This is a genomic window from Asanoa sp. WMMD1127 (assembly GCF_029626225.1).
Taxonomy (GTDB): Bacteria; Actinomycetota; Actinomycetes; order Mycobacteriales; family Micromonosporaceae; genus Asanoa.
On the sequence record NZ_JARUBP010000001.1, the window covers coordinates 2,358,848 to 2,383,440 of the forward strand.

The following is a 24,593-nucleotide window of genomic DNA, read 5'->3' on the forward strand; positions in this document are numbered from 1 at the left end:
ACCTCGCGTGTTCGCTCTGCGCGTACACGTTCCCACCCGGGAACACCCGATAAGCGTGCAGAGTTGGCAGATACGTCGCGGACAGGGGTCAGTCCGGCGCGCACGGCCGTAGCTGACCGCGCCCGCGGCGATAGAGTGAGGGTGCGCAGGCGTCTTCCCCGGGCGTCTGTGCATTGGTTCCGCCAAGTCGCTGGTCCGGCCAGACTCAGGCGCACGGCACGTGAGGAGCACGAGGGCATGTTCGAGCGGTTCACCGACCGAGCGCGACGGGTTGTCGTCCTGGCTCAAGAAGAAGCCCGGATGCTCAACCACAACTACATCGGCACTGAGCACATCCTGCTCGGCCTCATCCACGAGGGTGAGGGTGTCGCGGCGAAGGCGCTGGAGAGTCTCGGTATCTCCCTGGAAGGCGTCCGCCAGCAGGTCGAGGAGATCATCGGCCAGGGTCAGCAGGCGCCGAGCGGGCACATCCCGTTCACGCCGCGGGCCAAGAAGGTGCTCGAGCTATCGCTGCGCGAGGCGCTGCAGCTCGGTCACAACTACATCGGCACGGAGCACATCCTGCTCGGGCTGATCCGTGAGGGCGAGGGCGTGGCCGCCCAGGTGCTGGTCAAGCTCGGCGCCGACCTCAACCGGGTCCGCCAGCAGGTCATCCAGCTCCTCTCCGGCTACCAGGGCAAGGAGCCGGCGGCCGCCGGCGCCACCCCGGGCGAGGCCGCGCCGTCGACGAGCCTGGTGCTCGACCAGTTCGGCCGCAACCTCACCCAGGCCGCCCGCGAGGGCAAGCTCGACCCGGTCATCGGGCGCGAGAAGGAGATCGAGCGGGTGATGCAGGTGCTCTCCCGCCGCACCAAGAACAACCCGGTCCTGATCGGTGAGCCCGGCGTCGGCAAGACGGCGGTCGTCGAGGGCCTGTCCCAGCGGATCATCAAGGGCGAGGTGCCCGAGACGCTCAAGGACAAGCAGCTCTACACGCTCGACCTGGGCGCCCTGGTGGCCGGTTCCCGTTACCGCGGTGACTTCGAGGAGCGCCTCAAGAAGGTGCTCAAGGAGATCCGCACCCGCGGCGACATCATCCTGTTCATCGACGAGATCCACACCCTGGTGGGTGCGGGTGCCGCCGAGGGCGCGATCGACGCGGCCTCGATCCTGAAGCCGATGCTGGCCCGGGGCGAGCTGCAGACGATCGGCGCGACGACGCTCGACGAATACCGCAAGCACCTCGAGAAGGACGCCGCTCTCGAGCGCCGGTTCCAGCCGATCCAGGTGGGTGAGCCCTCGCTGGCCCACACCATCGAGATCCTCAAGGGCCTGCGCGACCGCTACGAGGCGCACCACCGCGTGTCGATCACCGACGCCGCGCTGGTCGCCGCGGCCACCCTGGCCGACCGCTACATCTCCGACCGCTTCCTGCCCGACAAGGCGATCGACCTGATCGACGAGGCCGGCGCCCGGATGCGCATCCGCCGCATGACCGCGCCGCCGGACCTGCGTGACTTCGACGAGCGGATCGCCCAGGTGCGCCGCGACAAGGAGTCCGCGATCGACGCGCAGGACTTCGAGCGGGCCGCGCAGCTGCGCGACAAGGAGAAGCAGCTGCTCGGGCAGAAGGCCCAGCGGGAGAAGGAGTGGAAGGCCGGCGACCTCGACGTCGTCAGCGAGGTCGACGACGAGCAGATCGCCGAGGTCCTCGCCAACTGGACCGGCATCCCGGTCTACAAGCTGACCGAGGAGGAGACCTCCCGGCTGCTGCGCATGGAGGACGAGCTGCACAAGCGGGTCGTCGGCCAGGAAGACTCGGTCAAGGCCGTGTCCAAGGCGATCCGGCGCACGCGGGCGGGCCTCAAGGACCCGAAGCGCCCCTCGGGCTCGTTCATCTTCGCCGGCCCGTCCGGCGTCGGTAAGACCGAGCTCTCCAAGGCGCTCGCGGAGTTCCTGTTCGGCAGCGAGGACGCGCTGATCCAGCTCGACATGTCGGAGTTCCACGACCGCTACACGGTCTCCCGCCTGGTCGGGGCGCCTCCCGGCTACGTGGGCTACGACGAGGGTGGCCAGCTCACCGAGAAGGTGCGCCGCCGGCCGTTCTCCGTCGTGCTCTTCGACGAGATCGAGAAGGCCCACCCCGACGTCTTCAACACGCTGCTCCAGATCTTGGAAGACGGTCGCCTGACCGACGGTCAGGGTCGCATCGTCGACTTCAAGAACACGGTGATCATCCTGACCACCAACCTGGGCACGCGGGACGTCGCCAAGGCGGTGTCGCTGGGCTTCCAGGCCTCGGAAGACTCCGACTCCAACTACGAGCGGATGAAGCAGAAGGTCAACGACGAGCTCAAGCAGCACTTCCGGCCCGAGTTCCTCAACCGGATCGACGACACGATCGTCTTCCACCAGCTGACCGAGATCGAGATCCTGTCGATCGTCGACATCATGATCCAGCGGATCGAGGCTCAGCTGCGCAACAAGGACATGGGCCTGGAGCTGACCGACAACGCCAAGAAATACCTGGCGAAGAAGGGCTTCGACCCGGTGCTGGGTGCCCGGCCGCTGCGCCGCACCATCCAGCGCGACATCGAGGACAGCCTGTCCGAGCGGATCCTCTTCAACGAGCTCAAGCCTGGTCAGATCGTCGTGGTCGACTGCGAGGGCGACCCCGACAACATCGAGAAGTCCAAGCTGGTGTTCCGCGGCGCGGAGAAGCCGGTCGAGGTGCCCGACGCGGTGCCGGCCGACCTCGGCGCGGCGGAGGCCACCGAGTAAAGCGGTTCACGAAAGGGCCCGGCGCGAACGCGCCGGGCCCTTTCGCTATCTGCCGCTGGGCAGTGCGAACAGCTCGCCGGGGAGCGGGTCGACCAGGCCGTCGTCGATCAGCCCGCGTAGGGCGCGGTCCCGCTGGGTCGGCTCCGACCAGACCACGTCCAGCCGGGCCCGCGGCACCGGTTCGGCGGCTTCCCGGAGCACGGCCAGCAGCAGGCCGCGGACCTGGCGATCGGTGCCGGCGTAGGTCTGTGGGCGGCGGCTGGGGCCATCGAGCGCGGGACGGCCGGCCGCGCGCCAGGCGCACCGGTCGACGACCGGGCAGACCGCACAGCGCGGCGTGCGGGCGACGCAGACCACCGCGCCGATCTCCATGAACGCGGCGCTGGCCCGGGCCGCCGCGGCCGGCTCGTCCGGCAGCAGCGCCTCGGTCGCGACGAGGTCGGCCGGGCGGGTGGTTGGTCCGGCGTCCGCGGCGCCCGCCACGGCGCGGGCCACGAACCGGCGCACGTTGGTGTCGACGACCGGCTGGCGCTGCCCGTAGGCGAAGGCGGCCACCGCCCGCGCCGTGTAGGCGCCGACCCCTGGCAGCGCGAGCAGCGCGTCGAGGTCGTCGGGAACCACGCCGGCGTGCCGTTGCGTGATCGCCGTGGCGCACTCGTGGAGGCGCAGCGCCCGGCGCGGGTAGCCCAGCCGGCCCCACATCCGGATCGCCTCGCCGGGCTCGTCGGCGGCCAGCGCGGCCGGGGTGGGCCAGCGGGCCAGCCACGCCTCGTAGGCCGGGAGGACCCGGCTCACCGGCGTCTGCTGGAGCATGACCTCGCTGACCAGGACGGCCCAGGCAGCGGTGTCCGGGTGCCGCCACGGCAGGTCCCGGGCGTTGGCGTCGAACCAGCGGATCGCCGCGGCGGCGATGGTCTCTTCGGGCATGTCCCGTCGATCCTGCCACGGCTGATCCGGCAGACTCTCTGGGGTGGAGGAGCTTGCGATCACCGTGATCGGCCGCGACCGGCCCGGCATCGTGGCCGACGTCGCCGGCGTGCTCGCCGACCTCGGCGCCAACCTGACCGACTCGACGATGACCCGGCTGCGCGGGCACTTCGCGATGACGCTGGTCTGCACCGGGCCGCCCGCCGCCGACGTCGAGGCCGCGCTGGACCCGCTGGCGGCGAGCGGTCGGCTGCTGGCCACCGTGCGGTCGGTCGGTCCGGAGGAGACCACGGCCCCGACCGGTGAGCCCTATGTGCTCAGCGTGCACGGCGCCGACCGGCTCGGCATCGTCGCCGCCGTCACCCGGGTGGTCGCCGACGCCGGCGGCAATATCACCGACCTGACAACCCGGCTCGCCGGGCCACTCTACGTGCTGGTCGCCGAGGTCGAGCTGCCGCCGGGCACCGCCGCGACGACCGAGCAACGGCTCACGGAGGCGGCCGCCGGGCTCGGTGTCGACGTCGTGCTGCGCCGCGCCGAGTCCGATGTCCTGTGACGCCGAGGTGAGCCTCGACGGGTGGCTCACCGACGTCGCTCCCGGCACCGTCCGGCCCGTGGTCAGCGCGCCCGACCCGGTGCTGGCCCAGGAAGGCGCCGAGGTCGACCCGACCGACCCGGCCGTCGTCCGGCTCGCCGCCGACCTGATCGCCACGATGCGCGTCTCGCCCGGCTGCGTGGGTCTCGCCGCGCCCCAGGTCGGCGAGTCGGCGCGGGTCTTCGCGGTCGACGTCACCGGCCACCCGAAGGCCGTCACGGTGCACGGCACCTTCGTGCTCTGCAACGCCACCGTGGTCTCGGCGACCCGCTGGCGTCCGGGCCGCGAAGGCTGCATGTCGGTGCCCGACCTGACCGGCGACGTGAAGCGGGCCAGCCGGGTGGTCGTCGAGGGCGTGCTGCCCGGCACCGGAGAGCCGGTGCGGTTGACCGCGGACGGCTTCGAGGCCCGGGCGCTGCAACACGAGATCGACCACTGTGCCGGGTTGCTGTTCCTCGACCGGGTGGCCGGCGCGCACGCGCTGTATCAGCGCAAGGTCTATCTGTAAACCACCGCCGGCAGCTCTCATGTCGCGCGGCGCGTCGCGCGGATGGGAACGGCGCGCACCGATACGGTGATCGCATCATGCGTCTGACGGTTGGCCCCCTGCCACCCGCCGTCTATTGGCGGCGTCGGGCGATCGTGCTCGGAGCGGCCGTCGTCGTCATCTTCCTCATTGTGCAGTCGTGCTCGGGCGGCGACGCCAACTCCGTAGGGAGCGGCAAGAACGGGAAGACCAGCGCGCCCGCCGCCACGCCGACGAGTGACGTGACGGTCCTGCGCCCACAGGTCGACCCGACCGAGCCCGCCCCGACCGAAGAGGAAGAGCCACCGCCGAGCAACCCCGCCCCGCGTACGGGCGACGCGGCCCCGCCGCCCGACGACGGCTCCTGCACCGACGCGGAAATGCTGATCACCCCGGTGCCCGAGGCGACGAGCGCGCCGCGTGGTGCCGTCCTCGCGATCCGCCTGCGCATCAAGAACACGGGCAAGCGCACCTGCAACCGCGACGTGGGCGCCGACCAGCAGGAGCTCTACATCAAGAAGGGCGCCGAGAAGGTCTGGTCGTCGGACACCTGCGGCAACGTCAAGGGCAGCGACGTGCAGCCGTTCACGCCGAACTTCGAGCGCGAATATCGCGTCGACTGGAACGGCAAGGACGTCAGCAAGTGCGCCGACAACCTGGCCGACGGCCCGGTGCCGGCGGCCGGCGACTACCAGGTGTTCGGTCGGCTGGCCACGAAGACCAGCAACCCGGTCAAGCTGACGCTCAAATAGGACGCCGGCTCAGACGTAGCGCTCCAGAATGGACGCTTCGGCCAGGCGCGACAGGCCTTCGCGGACGCCGCGGGCCCGGGCGTCGCCCACGCCGTCGACCGCCTGCAGGTCTTCGACCGTGGCGCCGAGCAGGCGCTGCAGGCTCCCGAAGTGGTCGACCAGGCGGTCGACGACCGTGCCGGGCAGCCGGGGGACCTTGGCCAGCAGGCGGAAGCCGCGCGGGCTCACGGCGGCGTCCAGCGCGTCGGAGGCGCCCGGGTAGCCGATCGCCTTGGCCACCGCGACCAGGTCGATCAGCTCGGTCGCCGACAGCAGGTCGAGCTCGACCAGGGCCTCGTCGAGGGTGCGGGCGCGACGGCCGACCGGCAGGTAGTCGCGGATGACCAGGGTGCGGTCGGCGTCGACGCCGGCCATCAGCTCGTCTAGCTGCAGGGCCAGCAGGCGGCCGTCGGTGCCAAGCTCGACGACGTAGCCGGAGATCTCGTCGGCGATGCGGCGGACCATCTCGAGGCGCTGCACCACGGCCACCGCGTCGCGGACCGTGACCAGGTCTTCGATCTCGAGCGCGGAGAGCGTGCCGGAGACCTCGTCGAGGCGCATCTTGTAGCGCTCGAGGGTGGCCAGCGCCTGGTTGGCGCGGGACAGGATGGCGGCCGAGTCGTCGAGGACGTGGCGGTGGCCGCTCACGTAGAGGCCGATGATGCGCATCGACTGGCTGACCGAGATGACCGGGTAGCCGGTCTGCTTGGCCACCCGCTCGGCCGTGCGGTGCCGGGTGCCGGACTCTTCCGAGTGGATCGACGGGTCGGGCATCAGGTGGACCGCGGCCCGCACGATGCGGGTGCCGTCGCTGGAGAGCACCACCGCGCCGTCCATCTTGCACAGCTCGCGCAGCCGGGTCGCCGAGAACTCGACGTCGAGCGGGAAGCCGCCGGTGCAGATCTCCTCGACGACGCTGTCGTAGCCGAGCACGATCAGGGCGCCCGTGCGGCCCCGCAGGATGCGCTCCAGGCCGTCGCGCAACGCGGTGCCGGGCGCCATCAGCGCCAGGTTGGCGCGCAGCGGGTCACCCGCGGCGCTGCTGGTGTTTGGCGCCGGGCCCGACGGCGCGGACCCGACGACCCGCTGCTGGGGTGCACCGGCGACACCAGCGCGGCCCGGCAGGCTCGCGCCAGGGGTCTTGTTGGGGTCGCGGTCGAACGGCACGGGCAACAGTCTACGGACCGTCATGAGCTCGCTGCGGTCACGGTTGGGGGCGGGGTGGCCCTGGCCGGGTCGGAAGTGACCAGCGTGACCGGCATTATGGTGCGAATCGGGCGAATTGCCGGCGGTCATTCGGCCGAGAACCGAGCCGCCCACTGCAACGCCGCGGCCAGGTCAGGAACCTCCTGCACCGTCAGGCCGGGCGTGGCGACCCCAGTCTTGGCGGGACCGCAGTCGGGCGGCACCAGCGCGTAGCGGAAGCCGAGCCGGGCCGCCTCGGCCAGCCGCCGCGGCACCGCCCCGACGCGACGGACCTCGCCGGTCAGGCCGACCTCGCCGATCGCCGCGAGCCGGGGCGAGACGGCCAGATTGAGACCGCCGGACGCGACCGCGAGCGCCATCGCCAGGTCGGCCGCCGGCTCGGTGACCCGGATGCCGCCGACCGTGGCCGCGAACACCTCGCGGTCGTGCAGGGTGAGCTGCTTGGTGCGGGTCTGCAGGACGGCGAGCACCATCGCGAGCCGGGCGCTGTCGATGCCGGAGACGGTGCGCCGGGGCGAACCCGGGACCGCGGCCCCGATCAGCGCCTGCACCTCGGTCACCAGGGCGCGGCGGCCCTCCATGGCGACGGTCACGCAGGTGCCCGGCACCGCCTCGGCGTAGCGGGTCAGGAACATGCCGGACGGGTCGGCCAGGCTGGCGATGCCCGCCTCGTGCATCTCGAAGCAGCCCACCTCGTCGGCCGCGCCGAACCGGTTCTTCATGCCCCGCACCAGGCGCAGCGCCGAGTGCTTGTCGCCCTCGAAGTGCAGCACGACGTCGACCAGGTGCTCGAGCACCCGCGGCCCGGCCACCTGCCCGTCCTTGGTGACGTGGCCGACCAGCACGGTGGCGATGCCACGCTCCTTGGCCACCGCGACCAGCGCCGCCGTCACCGCGCGGACCTGGGTCACGCCGCCCGGGACGCCTTCGCCGGGGGAGGAGATGGTCTGCACCGAGTCGAGGACGAGCAGGCCGGGCTTGACCGCGTCGAGGTGGCCCAGCACGGCCGACAGGTCGCTCTCGGCGGCGAGGAAGAGCCGCTCGTCGAGGGCGCCGATGCGCTCGGCGCGCAGGCGCACCTGGCTGACGGACTCTTCACCGCTGATCACCAGCGACGGCGTGTCGCCGGCGGCCGCCCAGCGCTGGGCGACGTCGAGCAGCAGAGTCGACTTGCCGACACCGGGCTCACCCGCGAGCAGGACCACCGCGCCCGGCACGAGACCGCCGCCCAGGACCCGGTCGAGCTCGCTGACACCGGTGGGCCGGGCCCGGGCCGGGGCCGCGCTGATCGTCGCGATCGGTCGGGCCGGCTCGGACGGCATGCGGGTGGCGACCACCTTGCCGGCCACGGCCGGGCCGGTGGTGCTCTCGACGACGGAGCCCCACTCGCCGCACTCGGGGCAGCGCCCGAGCCACTTCGGCGGCTGGTGACCGCAGGCGTCGCAAACGTAGGCCGGCCGAGCGGCGGATCGCGTACTCACCCGCGGAACTTATCGCGCGGGTACGACAGACCTGGCTAGCCCTGTTCGGGGGCGACGTCGGCTTCGTGGCCCTCGTCCGGGACGACCGCCGGGCCGCGGGGCAGCGGCGACAGCGGGACCGCCAGCACGGCGTCGACGGTGAGCTGCTGGCCACCGAAGTCGAAGACCACGGGCACCTGGTTGCCCTCGTTGAGCTCCTCGCGCAGCCCGGTCAGCAGCAGGTAGCTCTGCCCTTGCTGGTTGAGCGTCACGTAGCCCGCGGGCGGGATGGTCACCTCGGCCGGGCCGCCCACCTGGGCCGGCGCGGCCGGCGTGGTAGGCGCCGCGGTCGGGGTCTCGCTCGCGCCGGCGGACGGCGTCGCTGAGGTGGTCGCCGCCGGCGTCGTGGGCTCGGCGGCAGCGGTCGGGCTCGCCGCGACGTTCGGGTTGACCAGCCGCACCGACTCGGCGGCGGGGCTGCTTACGCGTACGGTCACCGGCGAAGCCGTGTTGTTGTAGAGCGCCACCGCCAGCCGCGCGTCGGAGCCCGCCGGGTAACCGTCGAGCTTGAAGTCGGCGACCAGGTTACGCACGCTGTAGCTGCCGCCGTTGGCCGCGGCGAGGTCGGCGTCGACACCGTCGATCGCCGGCACCGTGTCGGCCGTCGACGAGACCTGGCCGGAGCCGCAGCCCGTCAGCAGCAGGCTCGCTGATGCCGCGACGGCCAGGCCGGCGAGCAGCACCGCGCGACGGCGGGTCCCGAACTTCGAGCGCGTCACGTCGCTCCTCCTCGCATCGCTTCCAGGGGCCGCTCCGCCCGGCCGCGCTCCAGGGTAGTGGGACGTGATCCGCCGTGGACGATCGACCCGCGCGCAGCGCGCCGCGCGCCCGACCGGTCACACCACGCGACCGCTCGCCACCAGCAGAACGACGTCGATGACGGCCACCGCCATCACCGCTCGGAACATCGCCACGGGCCGGCCACCGCGGGCGGCCGCCGCCCGGCCCGCGTACCAGCCGAGGGGCAGCACCACGACGGCCGCGACGATGGCCGCGACGCCGGCCCACGACGGCGGCCCGGCCGGACCGGCGACCAGCGCGACGGTCGCGCCGAACAACAGCACGGCGGCCGCGATCCGCGATCCGCCGGGGCCGAGGCGTTGCGGCAGGCCGCGTACGCCGGTCCGGCTGTCGTCGTTGAGATCGGGCAGCGCGTTGGCGAAATGGGCGCCCGCGCCGAGCAGGGCCCCGGCCAGCACGAGCCAGGCGGGCGGGGCCGGTGCGCCGGGCAGGGCGACCACCACGAATGCCGGCAGCAGCCCGAACGACACGGCGTACGGCAGCACGGACAGCGGCGTCAGCTTGAGCGGCCAGTCGTAGAGGAGGGCCGAGACCAGCGCGGCGATCATCAGCAGCGCGGCCGGGAAGCCGGTGGTGAGCGCGACCAGCACGCACGCGACTGACGCGACGAGCCCGCACCGGCCGACCAGCGTGCGGTCGACGGCGCCGGTGGCGACCGGCTTGTCGGTGCGGCCCACCGCGCGGTCGCGGCCGGCGTCGAGCCAGTCGTTGACCCAGCCGATCGCGAGCTGGCTGGCGAAGATCGCGCCGGCGGTCCGGGCGATGCCGGCGGCGTCGTGCCCGACACCCCACGCGAGCAACGCGGTGACGGTCGTGACCGCGACGGCGGGCTCCGGATGGGACGCGCGGACGAGCGCCCGGATCGGCCATGACATGACCCGAAGTCTGCCGGTTCGGTGACGGTCGTGCCAGGCATGACCTGCCTGTACCGTTTGGGAAATGCGGCCACGGAACGACCCGCGCCAGTACGACGACCTGGCTGGCGAGTGGTGGCGTCCGGACGGTCCTTTCGCGATGCTGCACTGGCTCGCCGAGGCGCGCGCGGAACTCGTCCCCCCGGCTCCGTCGCCGGGTGCCCTGTTGGTCGACGTCGGCTGCGGCGCCGGGCTGCTCGCGCCGCACCTGAAGGACCGTGGCTACCACCATGTCGGCGTCGACCTCGTGCCCTCGGCGCTCGAGCAGGCCGCCAGCCACGGGGTGACGCCGGTCAACGGTGACGCGGCGGCGATCCCGCTGGCCACGGGCAGCGCGGACGTGGTCGTCGCCGGCGAGATCCTCGAGCACGTCCCCGACCTGGCCGCCACCGTCGCGGAGCTGTGCCGGGTCTTGCGCCCGGGCGGGTTGCTGGTGCTCGACACGCTCAACGACACGGCGGTGTGCCGGGTCCTGGCCGTGCACATAGCCGAGCGCATGCCACGCGCGCCGCGGGGTATCCACGATCCCGGCCTGTTCGTCGACCCGGTCCGGCTCACCCGGCTGTGCGCGGGGCACGGCGTGCGCCTGTCCGTGCGCGGCATCCGGCCGTCGGTGCCGGCGGTGGCCGGCTGGTTGGCCGGTCGCCGTCCGCGGCCGGGCCGGCGGCGGATCGTGCCCGTCGCCAGCACCGCCGTGCTCTACCAGGGCCGCGGCGTGAAGACAGCGAACGCTGGAGGGGGCAAGGGGTGAACGCGCTGGAAGCGGCGCGCCGGGTCGCGCCACGCATGGCGGCCCGTGCGGGCGACTACGACCGGGCGGGTGACTTTCCCGTCGACGACTTCGCCGACCTGCGCGCGGCTGGCCTCTTCGGGCTCATGGTGCCGACCTCGCTCGGCGGCGCGGGCGCGAGCTTCGCCGAATACACGGCGGTGGCCTACGAGCTCGCCCGCGGCAACGGCGCCTCGGCGCTCGTGTTCAACATGCACGCGTCGGTCACCGGCGCGCTCGGCGCGGTGACGGCGGAGCTGGCCGAGTCGCTCGGCCTGCCGGACAGCGCCCTGGCCGCCCGCGACCGGCTGCTCGCCGACGCGGCCGCCGGCTCCTGGTACGGCGTGGCGATGAGCGAGCGGGGCGCCGGCTCCCGGCTGTCCCAGCTGGCCACCACCTACGAGCCGGTCGAGGGCGGCTACCACCTCAAGGGCGCCAAGACGTTCTGCTCGGGGGCCGGGCACGCCGACGCCTATCTCGTCGCCGCCCGCAGCATCGGCGACCAATCGGTGGTCTCGCAGTTCCTGGTGCCTGCCGACAGCCCGGGCCTGCAGGTCGAGCAGACCTGGGACTCGCTCGGCATGCGGGCCACCTCCTCGCACGACCTGCACCTCGACGTGACCGTGCCGGCCGACCGGCTGCTCGGCGGCATGGAGGGTCTGGCCCTGGTGGTCGCCCAGCTCATGCCGCACTGGCTGATCGCCAGCTACGCCGCCGTCTATGTCGGAGTCGCGCAGGCCTCGATCGACGCCGCGGTCGAGCACCTCAGGGCCCGCAAGCTCACCCACCTCCCGGCGGTACGCGCCCGGGTGGGCCGGGCCGACGCGGCGGTGGCCGCGGCCCGGCTGGTCGTCGCCGAGGCCGGCCGCCGGGTCGACGAGGAGCCCGGCGAGGCGGAGACCAACCGCTGGGTCTGGCGGGCAAAGCTGCTGGCCGGCACGACCGCGGCCGAGGTGGCGGCGTCGATGCTGGAGGCGGCCGGCACCTCCGCCACCCGCCGCGGCCATCCGCTGGAGCGCCTCTACCGCGACGCCCGCTGCGGCTCGCTGCACCCGGCCACCTCGGACGTCTGCGCCGACTGGCTCGGCATAGCGGCCCTGGGCGGCGACCCGGACCACGACGGATCGGCACCTCGGTGGTGAGCGGCCGGCCGACGGTCGCTGGGATCGGGTTGGCCTTGCCGCCCGCGGCGAAGCAGACGGACCTGTGGACCGAGTACTTCCAGCACCACTTCCCGGCCTCGGCGCGGTCGTTGGCGGAGCGGATCTTCAACAACGCCGGCGTGGTGACCCGGCAGGCCTCGGTCAGCCCGCTGCTCGAGGACGTCTCGGACTGGCCGACCGAGAAGCGCATGCAGCGTTATCTCGTCGAGGCGCTGCCGCTGGGCAAGGAGGCGGTGACGCGGGCGCTGACCGACGCCGACCTGTCGATCAACGACATCGGGCTGTTCGCGGTCTGCTCGTGCACCGGCTACGTCACCCCGGGCCTGGACATCCTGCTCAGCCGCGACCTCGGCATGGCGCCGGACACACAGCGGCTCTTCGTCGGCCACATGGGCTGCTATGCGGCGCTACCGGGTCTGGGCGCCGTCGGCGACTACGTGACCGCCCGCGGCCGGGCGGCGCTGCTGCTCTGCGCCGAGCTGACCAGCCTGCACATCCAGCCGTCGGTGACCCGCTTCGACACCCAGCAGATCGTGGCGCACGCGCTCTTCTCCGACGCGGCGGCCGCCGTCGTGGTGCTGCCCGGCGGCCCTGGCTATGCGCTGGCCGAGGTCGCCTCGGTCACCGACACCGCCACCGCCGACCACATGACCTGGGACGTCACCGACCTCGGCTTCCGGATGGGCCTCTCGCCCAAGGTGCCGCAGGTGCTGGCACTGCACGTGCGGACGCTGGTCGACGACCTGCTCGCCCGGCACGGCCTGCGCCGCTCCGACGTCGACGGCTGGGCGGTGCACCCGGGCGGCCCGCGGATCCTCAACGTGGTCGAGCGCGAGCTGGAACTGCGCCCGGAACAAATGGCCGCGTCGCGGGAGACGCTGGCCGAGAACGGCAACTGCTCGTCGCCGACCGTGCTGCTGATCGTCGAGCGGCTCCGCCGCCGGCCCACCCCGCCGGAGCGGATCGTCACGCTCGCGTTCGGCCCGGGCCTGACTCTCTACGCCTCGCTGCTGACTCGCTCGGCATAGAAAGCGACCGGCCGGCGCGATGGTCGCGCCGGCCGGTGATCAGTGGGATGGCCCTCGGGTCGAGCGCGCATTGGTGTCGCGCTGGTTGCGCCGCGCGCGGTTGATCCGCCGGAACAGCCGCTTGCGGTCAGCCTCGGCGATCAGGTCGCGCTGGTGGTCGTGGGCCAGGGTGAGCATGAGCTCCGGGTTCTGATACATCTCGCGTCTCCTTGGTGGTGTTCGCTGATGTATCCATGCTCTGCCATGGCGGCCCCGCTGACATCGGGAGCGATTCCTAACTTCCGGCCGCCCGGGTACTTACCGACCCACCTAAGCCGCCCTAGGCATACCTAGGGTCTGCCTCGAAGTGCTGACCGGGCTGCGGCGGACCCAGGCGTCGGCTGGAACCACGCCGGTCACGACCGGATACGACACCGGTATCCGGTCGCGCCCGGCGCGGCCCCAGCCGACGCCTGGGCCTCGCCTCGCTCCGGCCCCCACTTCGAGGCAGACCCTAGCGAGCGGGCAGAAAAGCCAGGTCCGCGGCGTACGCGCTGATGGGTGTGCTGTCGTTGACGACTCGGGTCAGCTCGCCGGAGCGGGCGACGAGCGCGACCGGTGTGGCGCCGCCGGGGACCAGGTCGTCGCCGAGGAAGTTGGCCAGCCCGCCGCCAGGGTCGCGCAACCGGCGCACCGTGGCGTTGGCCGGGCCGGGCAGTGTCGCGGTGGACGGTGGCGGCGTGGTGCCCCGCACCGCCCCGATGGCGACCACCGTCACCTCGGGCGGCACCTCGTCGGCGATGTCATCGGCGCACGGGCAGTCGTCGGAGAGGATCAGCACCGCCGGCAGCAGGGTGGCCAGCGGCACGGCGTTGCCCGCGTCGTCGAGCAGGTCGAGGGCCGGCACCATGCGGGCCGCCGGCGAGGTGGGGTTGCCGGTGGAGCTCGCCGCCGCGGGGGCCGGCGTGCCCCGCCGGTCGTTGGGCCAGGCCGCCGCGAACAGGCTGATCACCGCGGCCAGCAGCGCCGCCGTCATGATCAGCAAGGGAATCCGGAGCGAGGCCGGCTCGTGGGCGCCCTCGTCGCCGTCGGGCGGGACGCTGCCCCGGAAGCCGCCGTCGGGGAAGACCCGCGCGCCCGACCGCGAGCCGCCGACCCGCTCCTCGCGCAGCTCCTGGCGGACCTGGGCGGCCTCTTCCGCGAGGGCCGAGGCGTCGTCGGGGATGCGCACGTCGGGCGGGAGCTCCGGAAGCTCGTCGAAGGGCCCGCTCTCACCGTCGTGCGGCGTGCCCATGCTGCCCCCTGCGACCTCGCGCGCGCCCGCGGACGCGTCTGACCTCCAGAGTGGCGCACGAGTCGCGGGAGCGCCACAGTTCAATTCGAGATGGCCGACGTTCGATCTTCCAACCCGGCCGGGTCCGCTCCGAGTCAGGCGGCGGATGACCCCTGCGGGTTACCCTTAGAGGTGGGAAGCATTCGCATCCGATATCGACGAGACCCCTGCGTATTCGTAACACGAAGGTTACTCAGCGTGTTGGAAAAGCTCGGCGCGGAGCGTGTCAAGCCGGAGAAAGACCTGTCACAGGCCCTCTGAGCTGCACTAACGGTCAGGACCGGGATGGGACATCGGTGCTCCCGCGTGTTACCCTAGACACAGCGAAAGGGGTTTCGAACCTATGGTTTTCAGTGTCGGCGAGACCGTTGTTTACCCCCACCACGGGGCCGCACTCATCGAGGCAATCGAGACTCGGGTCGTCAAGGGCGAGGAGAAGCTTTACCTCGTTCTCAGGGTCGCTCAGGGTGACTTGACGGTGCGGGTGCCCGCCGAAAACGCCGAGATCGTTGGCGTGCGTGAGGTGGTCGGGGAAGAGGGCCTGGGCAAGGTCTTCGATGTGCTCCGTGCCCCGCACACCGAAGAGCCGACCAACTGGTCGCGGCGTTACAAGGCAAACCTGGAAAAGCTGGCTTCGGGCAACCCCCTCAAGGTTGCCGAGGTCGTGCGTGACCTGTGGCGCCGCGAGCGGGAGCGGGGCCTGTCGGCGGGCGAGAAGCGCATGCTCGCCAAGGCGCGCGACATCCTGGTCGGCGAGGTGGCGCTCGCCGAGAAGAGCACCAAGGACGAGGCGGAGATCCTCCTCGACAAGGTGCTCACCGAGGCCTGAGTCCGTTCCGCACAGATCAACTCCTCGCGAGGACCGCGACGTGACCGCGCAGCTCAACCCGCGCGGTGACGTCGCGGTCCTCGTTCCAGCCGCGGGCAGCGGCACCCGCCTCGGTCCCGGCGCCCCCAAGGCGCTGCGGCTGCTCGGTGGCGAGTCTCTCCTCGTGCACGCGGTGCGCCGCATCTGCCAGGCGCCGTCCGTCGCCGCCGTCGTGGTGGCCGCCCCGCCCGACGATGTCGCGGCCGTCGAAACTCTGCTCGCTCCGGTCGCACCGGTCACGGTGGTCGCCGGCGGCGCGCACCGGCAGGCGTCGGTCGCGGCCGCGCTGGCCGCCACCCCCGCTCACCTGCCGATCGTGCTCGTCCACGACGCGGCCCGGGCCCTGACACCGCCCGCCCTCGTCGAGTCCGTCGCGGCCGCCGTGCGGGCCGGCGCCGACGCGGTCATCCCCGTCCTGCCGGTGATCGACACGATCAAGGAGGTCGGCCCCGACGACGCCGTCCGCGGCACGGTCGACCGGTCACCGCTGCGCGCCGTGCAGACACCGCAGGGCTTCCGCCGGGACGTCCTCGCCGCCGCGCACGCCGCCGCCGTCGACCCGCTCACCGACGACGCGGGCCTGGTCGAGAAGCAGGGCGTACGGGTCACCTGCGTCCCCGGCTCCGATCACGCTCTGAAGATCACCCGGCCGTTCGACCTGCTGCTCGCCGAGCATCTGCTGGCCACCGAATAAGCTGCCCCGCGTGAACCTCAAGGTGGGCATCGGCACCGACGTGCACGCGTTCGCCGCCGGCCGCGAGTGCTGGGTCGCGGGCCTGCTCTGGCCTGGCGTCGACGGCCTGGCCGGCCACTCCGACGGCGACGTCGCCGCCCACGCCGCCTGCGACGCCCTGTTCTCCGCCGCCGACCTCGGCGACCTCGGCAGCAACTTCGGCGTCGACCGGCCCGAGTTCGCCGGCGCGTCCGGCGTCACGCTGCTGGGTGAGGCGGCCCGCCGGGTGAGGGAGGCCGGCTTCGCCATCGGCAACATCTCGATCCAGGTGATCGGCGTGCGCCCGAAGATCGGCCCGCGTCGCGCCGAAGCGCAACAGGTGCTCAGCACGGCCGCCGGCGCGCCCGTGACCGTCTCCGGCACGACCACCGACGGGCTCGGCCTGACCGGCCGGGGCGAAGGACTGGCCGGTCTCGCGGTGGCCCTGCTGCACACCAACGGCTGAGGCTACGCTCGTTGCCGTGTCGAGCATGGACGCCGAGTCGGCGGAAGGTCACCTACGCCGCGCGGAGCTCCTCGCCGACCTGGGGCACTTCGACGAGGCCGTGGCCGAGCTCGACCCCGCGCTGACCGCCGACCCCGGCGACGGCGCCACCCTGGCCCTGCTGGCGGCGATCCAGCTGGCCGCGGGTCGGCCTGAGCCGGCGCTGGCGGCCGCCGAGCGCGCGGTCGCCGCGACGCCGGCCGCCGTCGCGCCACAGGTGACCGAGGGCGAGGCGCTGCTGCAGCTTCGCCGGTTCAAGGAGGCCGCGGCCGTCGCCGAGCGCATTCTCGATGCCGGCCCCGACGACCCGTACGCCCAACTGCACGGCGCCGCCCTTCTGGGTGAGGCGCGCAACGGCCAGCGGGCCCTCGACGCGGCGTGGCAGGCGGTCGCCCTCGCGCCCCAGGACGCCCGGGCCCACCTGGTGCTGTCCGGCATCGCTGACCGCCTCCAGCTCACCGACCTCGCCGAGCAGGCCCGCGACGAGGCCATGCGGCTCGACCCGGACCTCGCCTCGACCACCGGCGGGTCCCTGGGCCGCTACACCGTGCCCGAGCCCAAGGCGCGCGACCTGCGCCCCACGGCGGAGACGGCGATCGGCTGGCTGGCCCTCTATGCCGGCGCGTTCACGGTGCCGGCGGCCATGCTCGCCGCCGTCCTGCACGCCGTGCACCCCGGCACGTCGCGGGTGGTCGCGATCGTGCTCGGCTTGTGCGGCCTGGGTCTGGTGGCCCTGTTCGCCGCCCGCCTGCCCGGGTCGCCGCGCGAGACGTTCCGCCGCGACCGTGCGTCGACCGTGGCCGGCGGCGCGACGATCGCCGGCCCGCTCTGCGTCATCGCGTACGGCATCGTCGGCTCGCCCTGGGCCGTCGCGGTCGCCCTGGCAGCGACCGCGGTGGCCGCGATCGCGGTGGTCTCCCGCATCCGGTTCTAGGTGGGACCAGCCGGTTCTAAGCCGGGCCGCGACCCGACCACGTCCACGCGTAGCCCGTGTCCTCGCAGGACAGGGCCGCGTCGCAGAGGTCCAGCGGGCGGAAGGTGTCGACCATGACCGCGAGCTCGTCGAAGTAGTCGATGCCGATCGAGCGCTCCGCCGCGCCCGGCTGCGGACCGTGGGTGAACCCGGACGGGTGCAGCGACATCGAGCCCTGCTCGATGCCGGAGCCACGCCGCGCCTCGTAGTTGCCGCCGGTGTAGAACAGCAGCTCGTCGGAGTCGACGTTGTGGTGGTTGTAGGGCACCGGGATCGACAGTGGGTGATAGTCGACCTTGCGCGGGACGAACGAGCAGATCACGAAGTTCGGACCCTGGAAGGTCTGGTGTACGGGCGGCGGCTGGTGCACCCGGCCCGTGATCGGCTCGAAGTCGTGGATCGAGAACGCCCACGGGTAGAGGTGTCCGTCCCAGCCGACCACGTCGAACGGGTGGCTGGCGTAGACGTGCTTCGTCCAGCCGCGCCGGTGCTGCACCAGCACTTCGACGTCGGCGCCGTCCTCGACCAGCGGCGCCGACGGCCCGCGGATGTCGCGCTCGCAGTAGGGCGCGTGCTCGAGGAACTGGCCGCGCACCGACAGGTAGCGCTTGGGCGGCCCGATGTGCCCGGTCGCCTCGATGGCCAGCAGCCGCAGCGGCTCGTCGCCGGTCGGCACCAGCCGGTGGATCACCGAGGTCGGGATGATCACGTAGTCGCCCGGGCCGGCCTCGAGGAGGCCGAACGTCGACTCGACGCGCAGCGCGCCGGACTCGACGTAGAGGCACTCGTCGCCGACCGCGTTCCGGTAGAGCGGCGACGGGCGGTCGGCGGTCACGTAGGAGATCCGCACGTCGTCGTTGGCCAGCAGGTGGGCCCGGCCGAGCACCGGGTCGGCCCCGGCCGTGTCGAGCTTGTGGGTGCGCAGGTGGCGCGGCTTGAGCGGGCGGTTCGGCGTGCGGGTCCAGGCCGGCGGGTCGAACGCCTCGGCGGCCACGATCGCCGTCGGCATCGCGCGGTGGTAAAGAAGCGACGAATCGGACGAGAAGCCCTCCTGTCCCATCAGCTCCTCGGCGTACAGGCTGCCGTCGGGCTGCCGGAACTGGGTGTGCCGCTTGCGGGGCACCTCGCCGACGCTGCGGTAGTAGGGCATGTCGACCTCCCGTCGGCGTCCGATAATCGGACGTCATTGTCCGTTTCTTGTAGCGTCCACTAAGTTCAGTAACCGTGTCAACCGATCGCCGGGCACCCACCGACCAGCCGTTGATCGCCCCGCTGTTCCACCGCCTCGTCGACGACGCGGCGGTCTTCCCGCCGGGTAACGCCGCGCTGCCCGACGCGGTCACGGCCCACCGCGAACACCGCACCGCCTGGTACGCGGAGCTGGTCGGCCCGCTGCTCGTGCCGGCCACCTCGGTGGACGCCCTGACCGGCCTGCTCGACCCGGCGGAGCGGATGGCCGTCGGCATCATCGGCGACCTGCCGATCGACCGGCTCGACGTGCCCGACGACCCGCGGGTGACGGTCCGCCAGATCGAGGCGGCGGTGGCCAAGCGGGGCGAGGACCCACAGCCCGGCATCGCCCGCATGCTCGACCTGGCCGCCCGCCGGCCCGAGCTCGACGTCTACGCCGAGGTTCCGCTCACCTTCGGCCTGCTGGCCGGGCTCGACACGATCGCCGAGGCCCGCCGGGCCGGCGCCCGGGTGGCCGCGAAGTTCCGCACCGGCGGGCTCGCCGCCGAGCTGTTCCCGACGCCGGTCGAGCTGGCCGCGGTGATCTGCGCGTGCCGCGAGCGCGAGCTGCCGTTCAAGCTGACCGCCGGGCTGCACCACGCGATCCGGCACGCCGATCCGGAGACCGGCTTCACGCACCACGGGTTCCTCAACATCCTGGTCGCCGCCGGCCTGGCCGCCGACGGTGGCGAGGTCGCCGAGGTGGCCGAGCTGCTGGCCGCCACCGACGCCGTGCCGCTGATCGAGCCCGCCCGGGCCCGGCGCGACCAGCCCCGGGGGCTGTGGGTCGGGTTCGGCTCGTGCAGCATGATCGAGCCGCTGACCGACCTGATCCGGCTCGGCCTGGTGAACGGGGGATACGAGGGATGACCTGGGTTCCGGGTGCGGAGGGCTCGCCGTACGGCGTCCATAACCTGCCCTACGGTGTGTTCCGGCACGGCGACCGGCCGACCCAGGCCCGGATCGGCGTGCGGATCGGCGACCTGCTGCTCGACCTCGACGGCGCCGAGGCGGCCGGGCTGGTGCTGGCCGGCGGTGCGCTGCGCGCCCCCACGCTCAACCCGTTCCTCGCGCTCGGCCGCGCCCAGTGGAGCACGGTCCGCACCCGGATCACCGAGCTGGTCACCGACCCGGCGCACCGGGCCGCCGTCGAGCCGCTGCTGCTGCCGCTGGCCGAGGTGGAGCTGGTGCTGCCGTTCGAGGTGGGCGACTACGTCGACTTCTACTCGTCGGAGCAGCACGCCAGCAACGTCGGCCGGATCTTCCGCCCCGACGACGAGCCGCTGCTGCCCAACTGGAAGCACCTGCCGATCGGCTACCACGGCCGGGGCGGCACGGTGGTCGTCTCCGGCACGCCGGTGATCCGGCCCAGCGGCCAGCGGGCCACGCCCGACGGCCCGGTCTTCGGCCCGTCGACCCGGCTCGACATCGAGGCCGAGGTCGGCTTCGTCGTCGGCACGCCGTCGGAGCTGGGCAGCCCCGTGCCGGTCGACCGGTTCGCCGACCACGTCTTCGGGATCGTGCTGGTCAACGACTGGTCCGCCCGCGACCTGCAGGCCTGGGAATACCGCCCGCTCGGCCCGTTCCTGGCCAAGTCGTTCGCCACCTCGGTCGCGCCCTGGGTGGTGCCGCTGGACGCGCTGGCCGACGCCTGGCTGCCCGCGCCCGACCAGGACCTGCCGGTCCTGCCGTACCTGCGCGACGTGCCGCACCTCGGTCTCGACCTGCGGCTCGAGGTTGACTGGAACGGCACGGTGGTCAGCCGGCCACCGTTCGCCGGCATGTACTGGACACCAGCCCAGCAGCTCGCCCACCTGACCGTCAACGGCGCTGCCGTGCGCACCGGCGACCTCTACGCGTCCGGCACGGTCTCCGGGCCGACCCGCGCCGAGACCGGCTCGTTCCTGGAGCTGACGTGGGGCGGCACCGAGCCGGTCAGGCTGGCCGACGGGGTCGAGCGGACCTTCCTCGAAGACGGCGACACGGTGACGATCACCGCGACCGCGCCCGGTCCGGACGGCGTGACGGTCGGCCTGGGCGAGGTCCGGGGCACCATCGCTCCGGCGCGTGCGCCGCACCGGTAGGGTGCCCAGCGTGGTGGGAGCGGCCCGGCGCCGGGTGGTCGCGGTGCTCGCCGGCCTCGTGCTGGTGGCGGGCGCCGCCCTCGTCGTCTACCGGGTCTTCGCGCCCGGCGAGGTGTTGGCCGAGCCGACCAGCACCTATCCCGTGGCGCCGACCCCGCGCCCGCCGGCCGTGCTGGGCACGCTGCCGGCCGCGCCGCTGATCGTCGACGGCCGGCTGCGGGTGGTCGCCGACAAGCGCCAGGTCCGCGCCGACGGGCCGGTCGACTCGCGCTACCTCAACACGCCCTACTGGTCGTTCCGGCGGTGGCCGGCCGAGCTGATCGGCGTCGTGGCGGCCGGCGGCACGGTGGTCACCCGCTGGTCCGACGGCGAGCTCGTGGGCCTGGACGCCCGCACCGGGCGTGACGTCTGGCGGGCCAAGGGCGAGAAACCCGCGGTCCCCGAGTACGCGGGCCGGCGCACCGGCGCCCAGACGGTCTACGCGCCGCCGGGCCTGTTCCTCTCCGGCGACACGGTGGTGGTGGCCGGGCCGACCCGCACGCAGGCGTTCGCGCTCGCCACCGGCGCCCCCGGGTGGCAGCAGCCGGCCCAGCCGTGCCCGACCCGGCCGGACCCGAGCGGCTTCAGCACGGCCGACGGCCGGGTGGCCGTCCTGCGGGCCTGCGACAGCGCCGTCCGGTTGTTCGACGTCGCCACCGGCGCGGCCGCCGGCGTCCTGGACCTGCCGGCGCACATGGGTCCCGAAACGGTGCTCGATCCGCTCGACTGCGCGACGCCGCGCACGGCCTGCGCCGGCGTGCGGGTCGACTCGTTCGCCGAACGCAACGCCTGGCTCTTCGTCAACGGCGAGATCCGGCCCGCGGGGCTCTCCGACGACGCCCGCATCGGCCGGCCCGCGCCGCTCGCCGGGCCGGGCGCCCAGCTGGTCGGCGGCCTGGCCGTCACGGTCGACGGCACCGCGATCGTCGCGTCGGGCATCGACGACCGGGCGGAACGCTGGCGTCGCGAACTGGGCGACCCGCGGCTCGGCGATCCCGACCTCACGATCCTGGCCGCGGCCGACGGCCGGGTCTACGTGCTCACCGCCGACCGCGACCTGGTGACGCTCGACGGCGCCTCGGGCGCGGTGGTCTCCCGGTTCCGCTACACGTACTTCGCGGAGAAGACCGACTGGCGGCCCGGCTGGTCGTACGCCGCGGGTGGTTACCTGTTGACCGAGCGGCTCGACGACCTGGACGCGCCCGACGACGCCGACTACTACTTCGACCCGCAGCCGGTCATCCTCGCCGCCGTCTAGATTTAGAGCGCCGCGGCAGCCGCGGCCAGGAACGCGTCGTTCTCGGCCGGCGTGCCGATCGTGACGCGGACGCCCTCGCCCTGGAACGGGCGCACGATCACGCCCTGCTTCTCGCAGGCGGCGGCGAACTCGGCCGAGCCGGCGCCCAGTGGCAGCCAGACGAAGTTGGCCTGCGACTCCGGCACGTCGGGCACCAGCGCGCGGATGGCGGCGGTGACCCGCTCCCGCTCGGCGACGACCAGCGCGCAGCGCCGGGCGACCTCGTCGGCCTGGGCCAGCGCCGCCAGCGCCGCGGCCTGGGCGACCGCGCTGGTCGAGAACGGCGTGACCACCTTGCGCACGGCGGCCGCGACGGCCGGCTGAGCGACCAGGTAGCCGATCCGGACGCCGGCCAGGCCCCACGCCTTGGACAGCGTGCGCAGCACGACGATGTTGGGGCGGTCGCCGTAGGTTTCGAGGCCGTCGGGCACGTCGGGGTCGGTGATGAACTCCCGGTACGCCTCGTCGAGGACGACCAGCACGTCGTCCGGCACGCTGTCGAGGAAGCGGTCGAGCTCCGGGCGGCGGATCGCCGTACCCGTCGGGTTGTTGGGGTTGCAGACCAGGATCATCCGGGTCCGGTCGGTGATCGCCGCCGACATGGCCCGCAGGTCGTGCTCGTGGCCCGCGGTGTTCGGGACGCGCACGCTGCTGGCCGCCGTCGTCGCGGCGATGATCGGGTAGGCCTCGAACGAGCGCCAGGCGTAGAGGATCTCGTCGCCGGGCAGGCAGGTGACCCGGGCGAGGTGCTCGGCCAGCGCGACCGAGCCACAGCCGGTGGCGACGCGGTCGGCCTCGACGCCCAGCTTCGCGGCCAGCGTCTCGCGCAGCTCGACCACGCCCATGTCGGGGTAGCGGTGCGCGGTGGCGGCCGCGGTGGCCACCGCCTCGACGACGCCGGGCAGCGGGCCGTAGGGCACCTCGTTGCTGGCCAGCTTGATCGCCTCGGTCATGCCGAGCTCGCGGGCCAGGTCGGCGGGGTTGCGACCGGGCACGTAGCTGGGCAGCGTGTCGAGGTCGGCCCGGGTGAGGCGGGGGGTCATGACGGGCCTCCAGGAGAAGGGGGCGGCGGGCTGGCGCCGGCCGGGGTGCGGGGGTGGGCGACGACCACGACCGTGCGGGCGGCCTTGTCGTGCAGGGCCTGGTGCAGCGGGCGGTCGACGGTCAGCCAGAGGCATTCGACGAACTGCCAGATGAAGCCGACGCAGCAGGTCCAGAACAGCATCGGCAGGCCGAGGATGTTCCAGCGGCGCAGCGAACGGCCGAAGCCCATCTTGGGCTGGCCGTCGACCCGGACCACCCGCAGCCCGACGAGGCGCTTGCCGAGGGTCTGGCCCGTGTTGGCGACGGCCGGCACCTCGTAGGCGAACCAGAGGGCGCAGGCGATGATCAAGATGACCAGCTGGAGGCGGCTGGCCTCGGCGCTGGGCGTGATCCGCATCAGCTCACCGAAGGACTCGCCGTCGGCGGCGCGGGCGTTGAACTCGCGGTAGAACGGCAGGACCTCCTGCACGTACTGGTAGACGAACCAGCCGTTGACCACGACGTTGAGCAGAAGCACGGCCGCGATGTCGATCAGGCGCGCGACCAGCCGCAGGCCGGGGGAGGCGAGCGGGACGCCGATGGGCGCGACCGGCGCGGGCGGGGGCAGGGTCTGCACCGGCGGGTACGCCGGACCGCCGTAACCCTGGTGCGCCTGGCCGTTGGGCGCCGGCGGCGGGGTGCCGTAGCCGGTCGGCGGTGGCTGGCCGTAGCCCGGGGTCGCCGGGGAGGTCGGCGCAGGCGCCTCGGGCGCAGGGGACTCCGGCGGGGGCGGCGGCACCTCGGGCGGGCCGTCGGGTGGCGTCGCGTCGGCGGGCAGGGGTGCGCCGATCCAGCCTTCACCGTCCCAGTAGCGCTGGGTGGTGGGTTCGGCTGGGTCCTTGTACCAGCCCGGGGACACTGAGCTCACTGGACGACCTTAGCGACCAAGGTCTCGGCCGCCTTGTCGTGGAGGGTCTGCTGCAACGGCTGGTCCCACAGTTGCCAGAGACCGTCGATCAGGCCGAGGAACGGGACGAAGGAACCGGCCACGAACTGCACGAGGTAGCGGCGGACCAGAATGCCGCGGTCGAGCCGTTGGTCGGGCTGGACGGGCAGCACCCGCAGCGACATCACCCGCTTGCCCGCCGTCTGTCCGGATCGCAGCTGGTACTCCACGAAATAGAGGTAGCCGAGGATGATCTGGATCGCGACCAGCGTCGCGTAGCCCAGCACGAGCAGCGTCATCGTGCCGCCCGTGATCCGGCCCTCGTCGATGTCCCGCGTCAGGGGCAGCAGGATCATGAAGATCGTGACCGGGCAGTACAGCGCGAAGGCGATCACTCCGACGATCAACGAATCGATCAGGTACGCCAGGAAGCGGTCACCGAACCCGGCCAGCGGATGACCGGTCGGGCCGATCGGGGCCGGCGGCCGGGCGTACCCCTGCTGATGGGGTATGTGGCCCGGGCCGACCGGCGGGATGGGCGCCGGCGGCCCGGGCTGGCGCGGGTCCCGCGCGCCGGGTGTGGGCTGGGGGTCGGGGTGCACCC

Annotated in this window: 25 protein-coding genes; 14 read left to right on the forward strand and 11 right to left on the reverse strand. The window is 73.1% G+C overall.

The window, feature by feature from the left end; translation table 11 throughout:
* The first annotated feature begins 237 nt into the window (after positions 1 to 237).
* A complete protein-coding gene (locus O7635_RS11340; RefSeq protein WP_278080368.1) occupies positions 238 to 2,760 on the forward strand; it encodes an ATP-dependent Clp protease ATP-binding subunit in 2,523 nt (840 codons plus the stop codon).
* Between the two features lie 45 nt (positions 2,761 to 2,805).
* On the opposite strand, the gene O7635_RS11345 is transcribed toward O7635_RS11340, so the two are convergent.
* Positions 2,806 to 3,687 carry an A/G-specific adenine glycosylase gene (locus O7635_RS11345; protein WP_278080369.1) on the reverse strand — a complete coding sequence of 294 codons (882 nt, stop codon included), beginning with the start codon at positions 3,685 to 3,687 and terminating at the stop codon, positions 2,806 to 2,808.
* 43 nt (positions 3,688 to 3,730) lie between these two features.
* Between O7635_RS11345 and O7635_RS11350 the strand changes: the two genes are divergently transcribed.
* From O7635_RS11350 to O7635_RS11360, 3 genes are all read left to right on the forward strand, one after another.
* The gene (locus O7635_RS11350) at positions 3,731 to 4,243 is read left to right on the forward strand and encodes an ACT domain-containing protein (protein ID WP_278080370.1); all 513 of its coding nucleotides are present in this window, start codon (positions 3,731 to 3,733) and stop codon (positions 4,241 to 4,243) included.
* A complete protein-coding gene (locus tag O7635_RS11355) occupies positions 4,233 to 4,790 on the forward strand; it encodes a peptide deformylase (protein ID WP_278080371.1) in 558 nt (185 codons plus the stop codon). The genes O7635_RS11350 and O7635_RS11355 overlap by 11 nt, the downstream gene beginning before the upstream one ends.
* Positions 4,791 to 4,867: 77 nt before the next feature.
* On the forward strand, positions 4,868 to 5,560 hold the full coding sequence (locus O7635_RS11360) for a hypothetical protein (RefSeq protein WP_278080372.1): 693 nt from the start codon (positions 4,868 to 4,870) through the stop codon (positions 5,558 to 5,560).
* 9 nt (positions 5,561 to 5,569) lie between these two features.
* On the opposite strand, the gene disA is transcribed toward O7635_RS11360, so the two are convergent.
* The 4 genes from disA to O7635_RS11380 all read right to left on the reverse strand — a co-directional run bounded on the left by disA (position 5,570) and on the right by O7635_RS11380 (position 10,001).
* Positions 5,570 to 6,766 carry a DNA integrity scanning diadenylate cyclase DisA gene (gene disA, locus O7635_RS11365; protein ID WP_278080373.1) on the reverse strand — a complete coding sequence of 399 codons (1,197 nt, stop codon included), beginning with the start codon at positions 6,764 to 6,766 and terminating at the stop codon, positions 5,570 to 5,572.
* A gap of 125 nt (positions 6,767 to 6,891) precedes the next feature.
* Positions 6,892 to 8,286 carry a DNA repair protein RadA gene (gene radA / locus O7635_RS11370; RefSeq protein ID WP_278080374.1) on the reverse strand — a complete coding sequence of 465 codons (1,395 nt, stop codon included), beginning with the start codon at positions 8,284 to 8,286 and terminating at the stop codon, positions 6,892 to 6,894.
* Between the two features lie 35 nt (positions 8,287 to 8,321).
* The gene (locus O7635_RS11375; RefSeq protein WP_278080375.1) at positions 8,322 to 9,044 is read right to left on the reverse strand and encodes a hypothetical protein; all 723 of its coding nucleotides are present in this window, start codon (positions 9,042 to 9,044) and stop codon (positions 8,322 to 8,324) included.
* Between the two features lie 117 nt (positions 9,045 to 9,161).
* Complete coding sequence (locus O7635_RS11380; protein ID WP_278080376.1) at positions 9,162 to 10,001, reverse strand: UbiA family prenyltransferase; 840 nt, start codon at positions 9,999 to 10,001, stop codon at positions 9,162 to 9,164.
* A 64-nt stretch (positions 10,002 to 10,065) separates the two neighbouring features.
* Here O7635_RS11380 and O7635_RS11385 point away from each other — a divergent pair, with 64 nt between their 5' ends.
* From O7635_RS11385 to O7635_RS11395, 3 genes are read left to right on the forward strand one after another with little or no spacing between them, the layout of a single operon-like run.
* On the forward strand, positions 10,066 to 10,791 hold the full coding sequence (locus O7635_RS11385) for a methyltransferase domain-containing protein (RefSeq protein WP_278080377.1): 726 nt from the start codon (positions 10,066 to 10,068) through the stop codon (positions 10,789 to 10,791).
* A complete protein-coding gene (locus O7635_RS11390; RefSeq protein WP_278080378.1) occupies positions 10,788 to 11,951 on the forward strand; it encodes an acyl-CoA dehydrogenase family protein in 1,164 nt (387 codons plus the stop codon). Before O7635_RS11385 ends, O7635_RS11390 begins: the two co-directional genes overlap by 4 nt.
* Positions 11,945 to 13,000 (forward strand): type III polyketide synthase, encoded by a 1,056-nt coding sequence (locus O7635_RS11395; RefSeq protein ID WP_278080379.1) that lies wholly within the window; start codon positions 11,945 to 11,947, stop codon positions 12,998 to 13,000. The genes O7635_RS11390 and O7635_RS11395 overlap by 7 nt, the downstream gene beginning before the upstream one ends.
* A gap of 39 nt (positions 13,001 to 13,039) precedes the next feature.
* On the opposite strand, the gene O7635_RS11400 is transcribed toward O7635_RS11395, so the two are convergent.
* Positions 13,040 to 13,198, reverse strand: coding sequence for a hypothetical protein (locus tag O7635_RS11400; protein WP_278080380.1), 159 nt, complete (start codon positions 13,196 to 13,198; stop codon positions 13,040 to 13,042).
* A 295-nt stretch (positions 13,199 to 13,493) separates the two neighbouring features.
* Positions 13,494 to 14,273: a hypothetical protein gene (locus O7635_RS11405; RefSeq protein ID WP_278080381.1), complete on the reverse strand. Its 780-nt coding sequence runs from the start codon at positions 14,271 to 14,273 to the stop codon at positions 13,494 to 13,496.
* A 382-nt stretch (positions 14,274 to 14,655) separates the two neighbouring features.
* On the opposite strand from O7635_RS11405, the gene O7635_RS11410 reads away from it, so the two are divergent.
* The 4 genes from O7635_RS11410 to O7635_RS11425 are packed head-to-tail and all read left to right on the forward strand — an operon-like array spanning position 14,656 to position 17,331.
* On the forward strand, positions 14,656 to 15,141 hold the full coding sequence (locus tag O7635_RS11410) for a CarD family transcriptional regulator (RefSeq protein WP_203702940.1): 486 nt from the start codon (positions 14,656 to 14,658) through the stop codon (positions 15,139 to 15,141).
* A 40-nt stretch (positions 15,142 to 15,181) separates the two neighbouring features.
* Positions 15,182 to 15,874, forward strand: coding sequence for a 2-C-methyl-D-erythritol 4-phosphate cytidylyltransferase (ispD, locus tag O7635_RS11415; protein WP_278080382.1), 693 nt, complete (start codon positions 15,182 to 15,184; stop codon positions 15,872 to 15,874).
* Between the two features lie 10 nt (positions 15,875 to 15,884).
* On the forward strand, positions 15,885 to 16,358 hold the full coding sequence (gene ispF, locus O7635_RS11420) for a 2-C-methyl-D-erythritol 2,4-cyclodiphosphate synthase (RefSeq protein ID WP_278080383.1): 474 nt from the start codon (positions 15,885 to 15,887) through the stop codon (positions 16,356 to 16,358).
* A 25-nt stretch (positions 16,359 to 16,383) separates the two neighbouring features.
* A complete protein-coding gene (locus tag O7635_RS11425) occupies positions 16,384 to 17,331 on the forward strand; it encodes a tetratricopeptide repeat protein (protein WP_278085447.1) in 948 nt (315 codons plus the stop codon).
* Between the two features lie 16 nt (positions 17,332 to 17,347).
* Here O7635_RS11425 and O7635_RS11430 read toward each other — a convergent pair whose 3' ends face one another.
* On the reverse strand, positions 17,348 to 18,520 hold the full coding sequence (locus O7635_RS11430) for a cupin domain-containing protein (protein ID WP_278080384.1): 1,173 nt from the start codon (positions 18,518 to 18,520) through the stop codon (positions 17,348 to 17,350).
* A gap of 113 nt (positions 18,521 to 18,633) precedes the next feature.
* On the opposite strand from O7635_RS11430, the gene O7635_RS11435 reads away from it, so the two are divergent.
* Genes O7635_RS11435 through O7635_RS11445 form a run of 3 tightly spaced genes read left to right on the forward strand, consistent with a single transcriptional unit; the run spans position 18,634 to position 21,981 of the window.
* Positions 18,634 to 19,470, forward strand: coding sequence for a hypothetical protein (locus tag O7635_RS11435; RefSeq protein ID WP_278085448.1), 837 nt, complete (start codon positions 18,634 to 18,636; stop codon positions 19,468 to 19,470).
* Complete coding sequence (fahA, locus tag O7635_RS11440) at positions 19,467 to 20,684, forward strand: fumarylacetoacetase (RefSeq protein ID WP_278080385.1); 1,218 nt, start codon at positions 19,467 to 19,469, stop codon at positions 20,682 to 20,684. The genes O7635_RS11435 and fahA overlap by 4 nt, the downstream gene beginning before the upstream one ends.
* Positions 20,685 to 20,694: 10 nt before the next feature.
* Complete coding sequence (locus O7635_RS11445) at positions 20,695 to 21,981, forward strand: PQQ-binding-like beta-propeller repeat protein (RefSeq protein WP_278080386.1); 1,287 nt, start codon at positions 20,695 to 20,697, stop codon at positions 21,979 to 21,981.
* 2 nt (positions 21,982 to 21,983) lie between these two features.
* On the opposite strand, the gene hisC is transcribed toward O7635_RS11445, so the two are convergent.
* From hisC to O7635_RS11460, 3 genes are read right to left on the reverse strand one after another with little or no spacing between them, the layout of a single operon-like run.
* Positions 21,984 to 23,063 (reverse strand): histidinol-phosphate transaminase, encoded by a 1,080-nt coding sequence (hisC, locus tag O7635_RS11450; RefSeq protein ID WP_278080387.1) that lies wholly within the window; start codon positions 23,061 to 23,063, stop codon positions 21,984 to 21,986.
* Positions 23,060 to 23,971 (reverse strand): RDD family protein, encoded by a 912-nt coding sequence (locus O7635_RS11455; RefSeq protein WP_278080388.1) that lies wholly within the window; start codon positions 23,969 to 23,971, stop codon positions 23,060 to 23,062. Before O7635_RS11455 ends, hisC begins: the two co-directional genes overlap by 4 nt.
* Positions 23,968 to 24,591, reverse strand: coding sequence for an RDD family protein (locus tag O7635_RS11460; protein WP_278080389.1), 624 nt, complete (start codon positions 24,589 to 24,591; stop codon positions 23,968 to 23,970). The genes O7635_RS11455 and O7635_RS11460 overlap by 4 nt, the downstream gene beginning before the upstream one ends.
* Positions 24,592 to 24,593 lie beyond the last annotated feature (2 nt).

What these genes read in the sequence shown, in the direction of transcription:
- O7635_RS11340 (WP_278080368.1), top strand. Translation starts at nt 238, where the DNA reads ATGTTCGAGCGGTTCACCGACCGAGCGCGACGGGTTGTCGTCCTGGCT.
- O7635_RS11345 (WP_278080369.1), bottom strand. Translation starts at nt 3,687, where the DNA reads ATGCCCGAAGAGACCATCGCCGCCGCGGCGATCCGCTGGTTCGACGCC.
- O7635_RS11355 (WP_278080371.1), top strand. Translation starts at nt 4,233, where the DNA reads ATGTCCTGTGACGCCGAGGTGAGCCTCGACGGGTGGCTCACCGACGTC.
- O7635_RS11360 (WP_278080372.1), top strand. Translation starts at nt 4,868, where the DNA reads ATGCGTCTGACGGTTGGCCCCCTGCCACCCGCCGTCTATTGGCGGCGT.
- O7635_RS11380 (WP_278080376.1), bottom strand. Translation starts at nt 10,001, where the DNA reads ATGTCATGGCCGATCCGGGCGCTCGTCCGCGCGTCCCATCCGGAGCCC.
- O7635_RS11385 (WP_278080377.1), top strand. Translation starts at nt 10,066, where the DNA reads ATGCGGCCACGGAACGACCCGCGCCAGTACGACGACCTGGCTGGCGAG.
- O7635_RS11400 (WP_278080380.1), bottom strand. Translation starts at nt 13,198, where the DNA reads ATGTATCAGAACCCGGAGCTCATGCTCACCCTGGCCCACGACCACCAG.
- O7635_RS11405 (WP_278080381.1), bottom strand. Translation starts at nt 14,273, where the DNA reads ATGGGCACGCCGCACGACGGTGAGAGCGGGCCCTTCGACGAGCTTCCG.
- O7635_RS11410 (WP_203702940.1), top strand. Translation starts at nt 14,656, where the DNA reads ATGGTTTTCAGTGTCGGCGAGACCGTTGTTTACCCCCACCACGGGGCC.
- O7635_RS11425 (WP_278085447.1), top strand. Translation starts at nt 16,384, where the DNA reads ATGGACGCCGAGTCGGCGGAAGGTCACCTACGCCGCGCGGAGCTCCTC.
- O7635_RS11430 (WP_278080384.1), bottom strand. Translation starts at nt 18,520, where the DNA reads ATGCCCTACTACCGCAGCGTCGGCGAGGTGCCCCGCAAGCGGCACACC.
- fahA (WP_278080385.1), top strand. Translation starts at nt 19,467, where the DNA reads ATGACCTGGGTTCCGGGTGCGGAGGGCTCGCCGTACGGCGTCCATAAC.
- hisC (WP_278080387.1), bottom strand. Translation starts at nt 23,063, where the DNA reads ATGACCCCCCGCCTCACCCGGGCCGACCTCGACACGCTGCCCAGCTAC.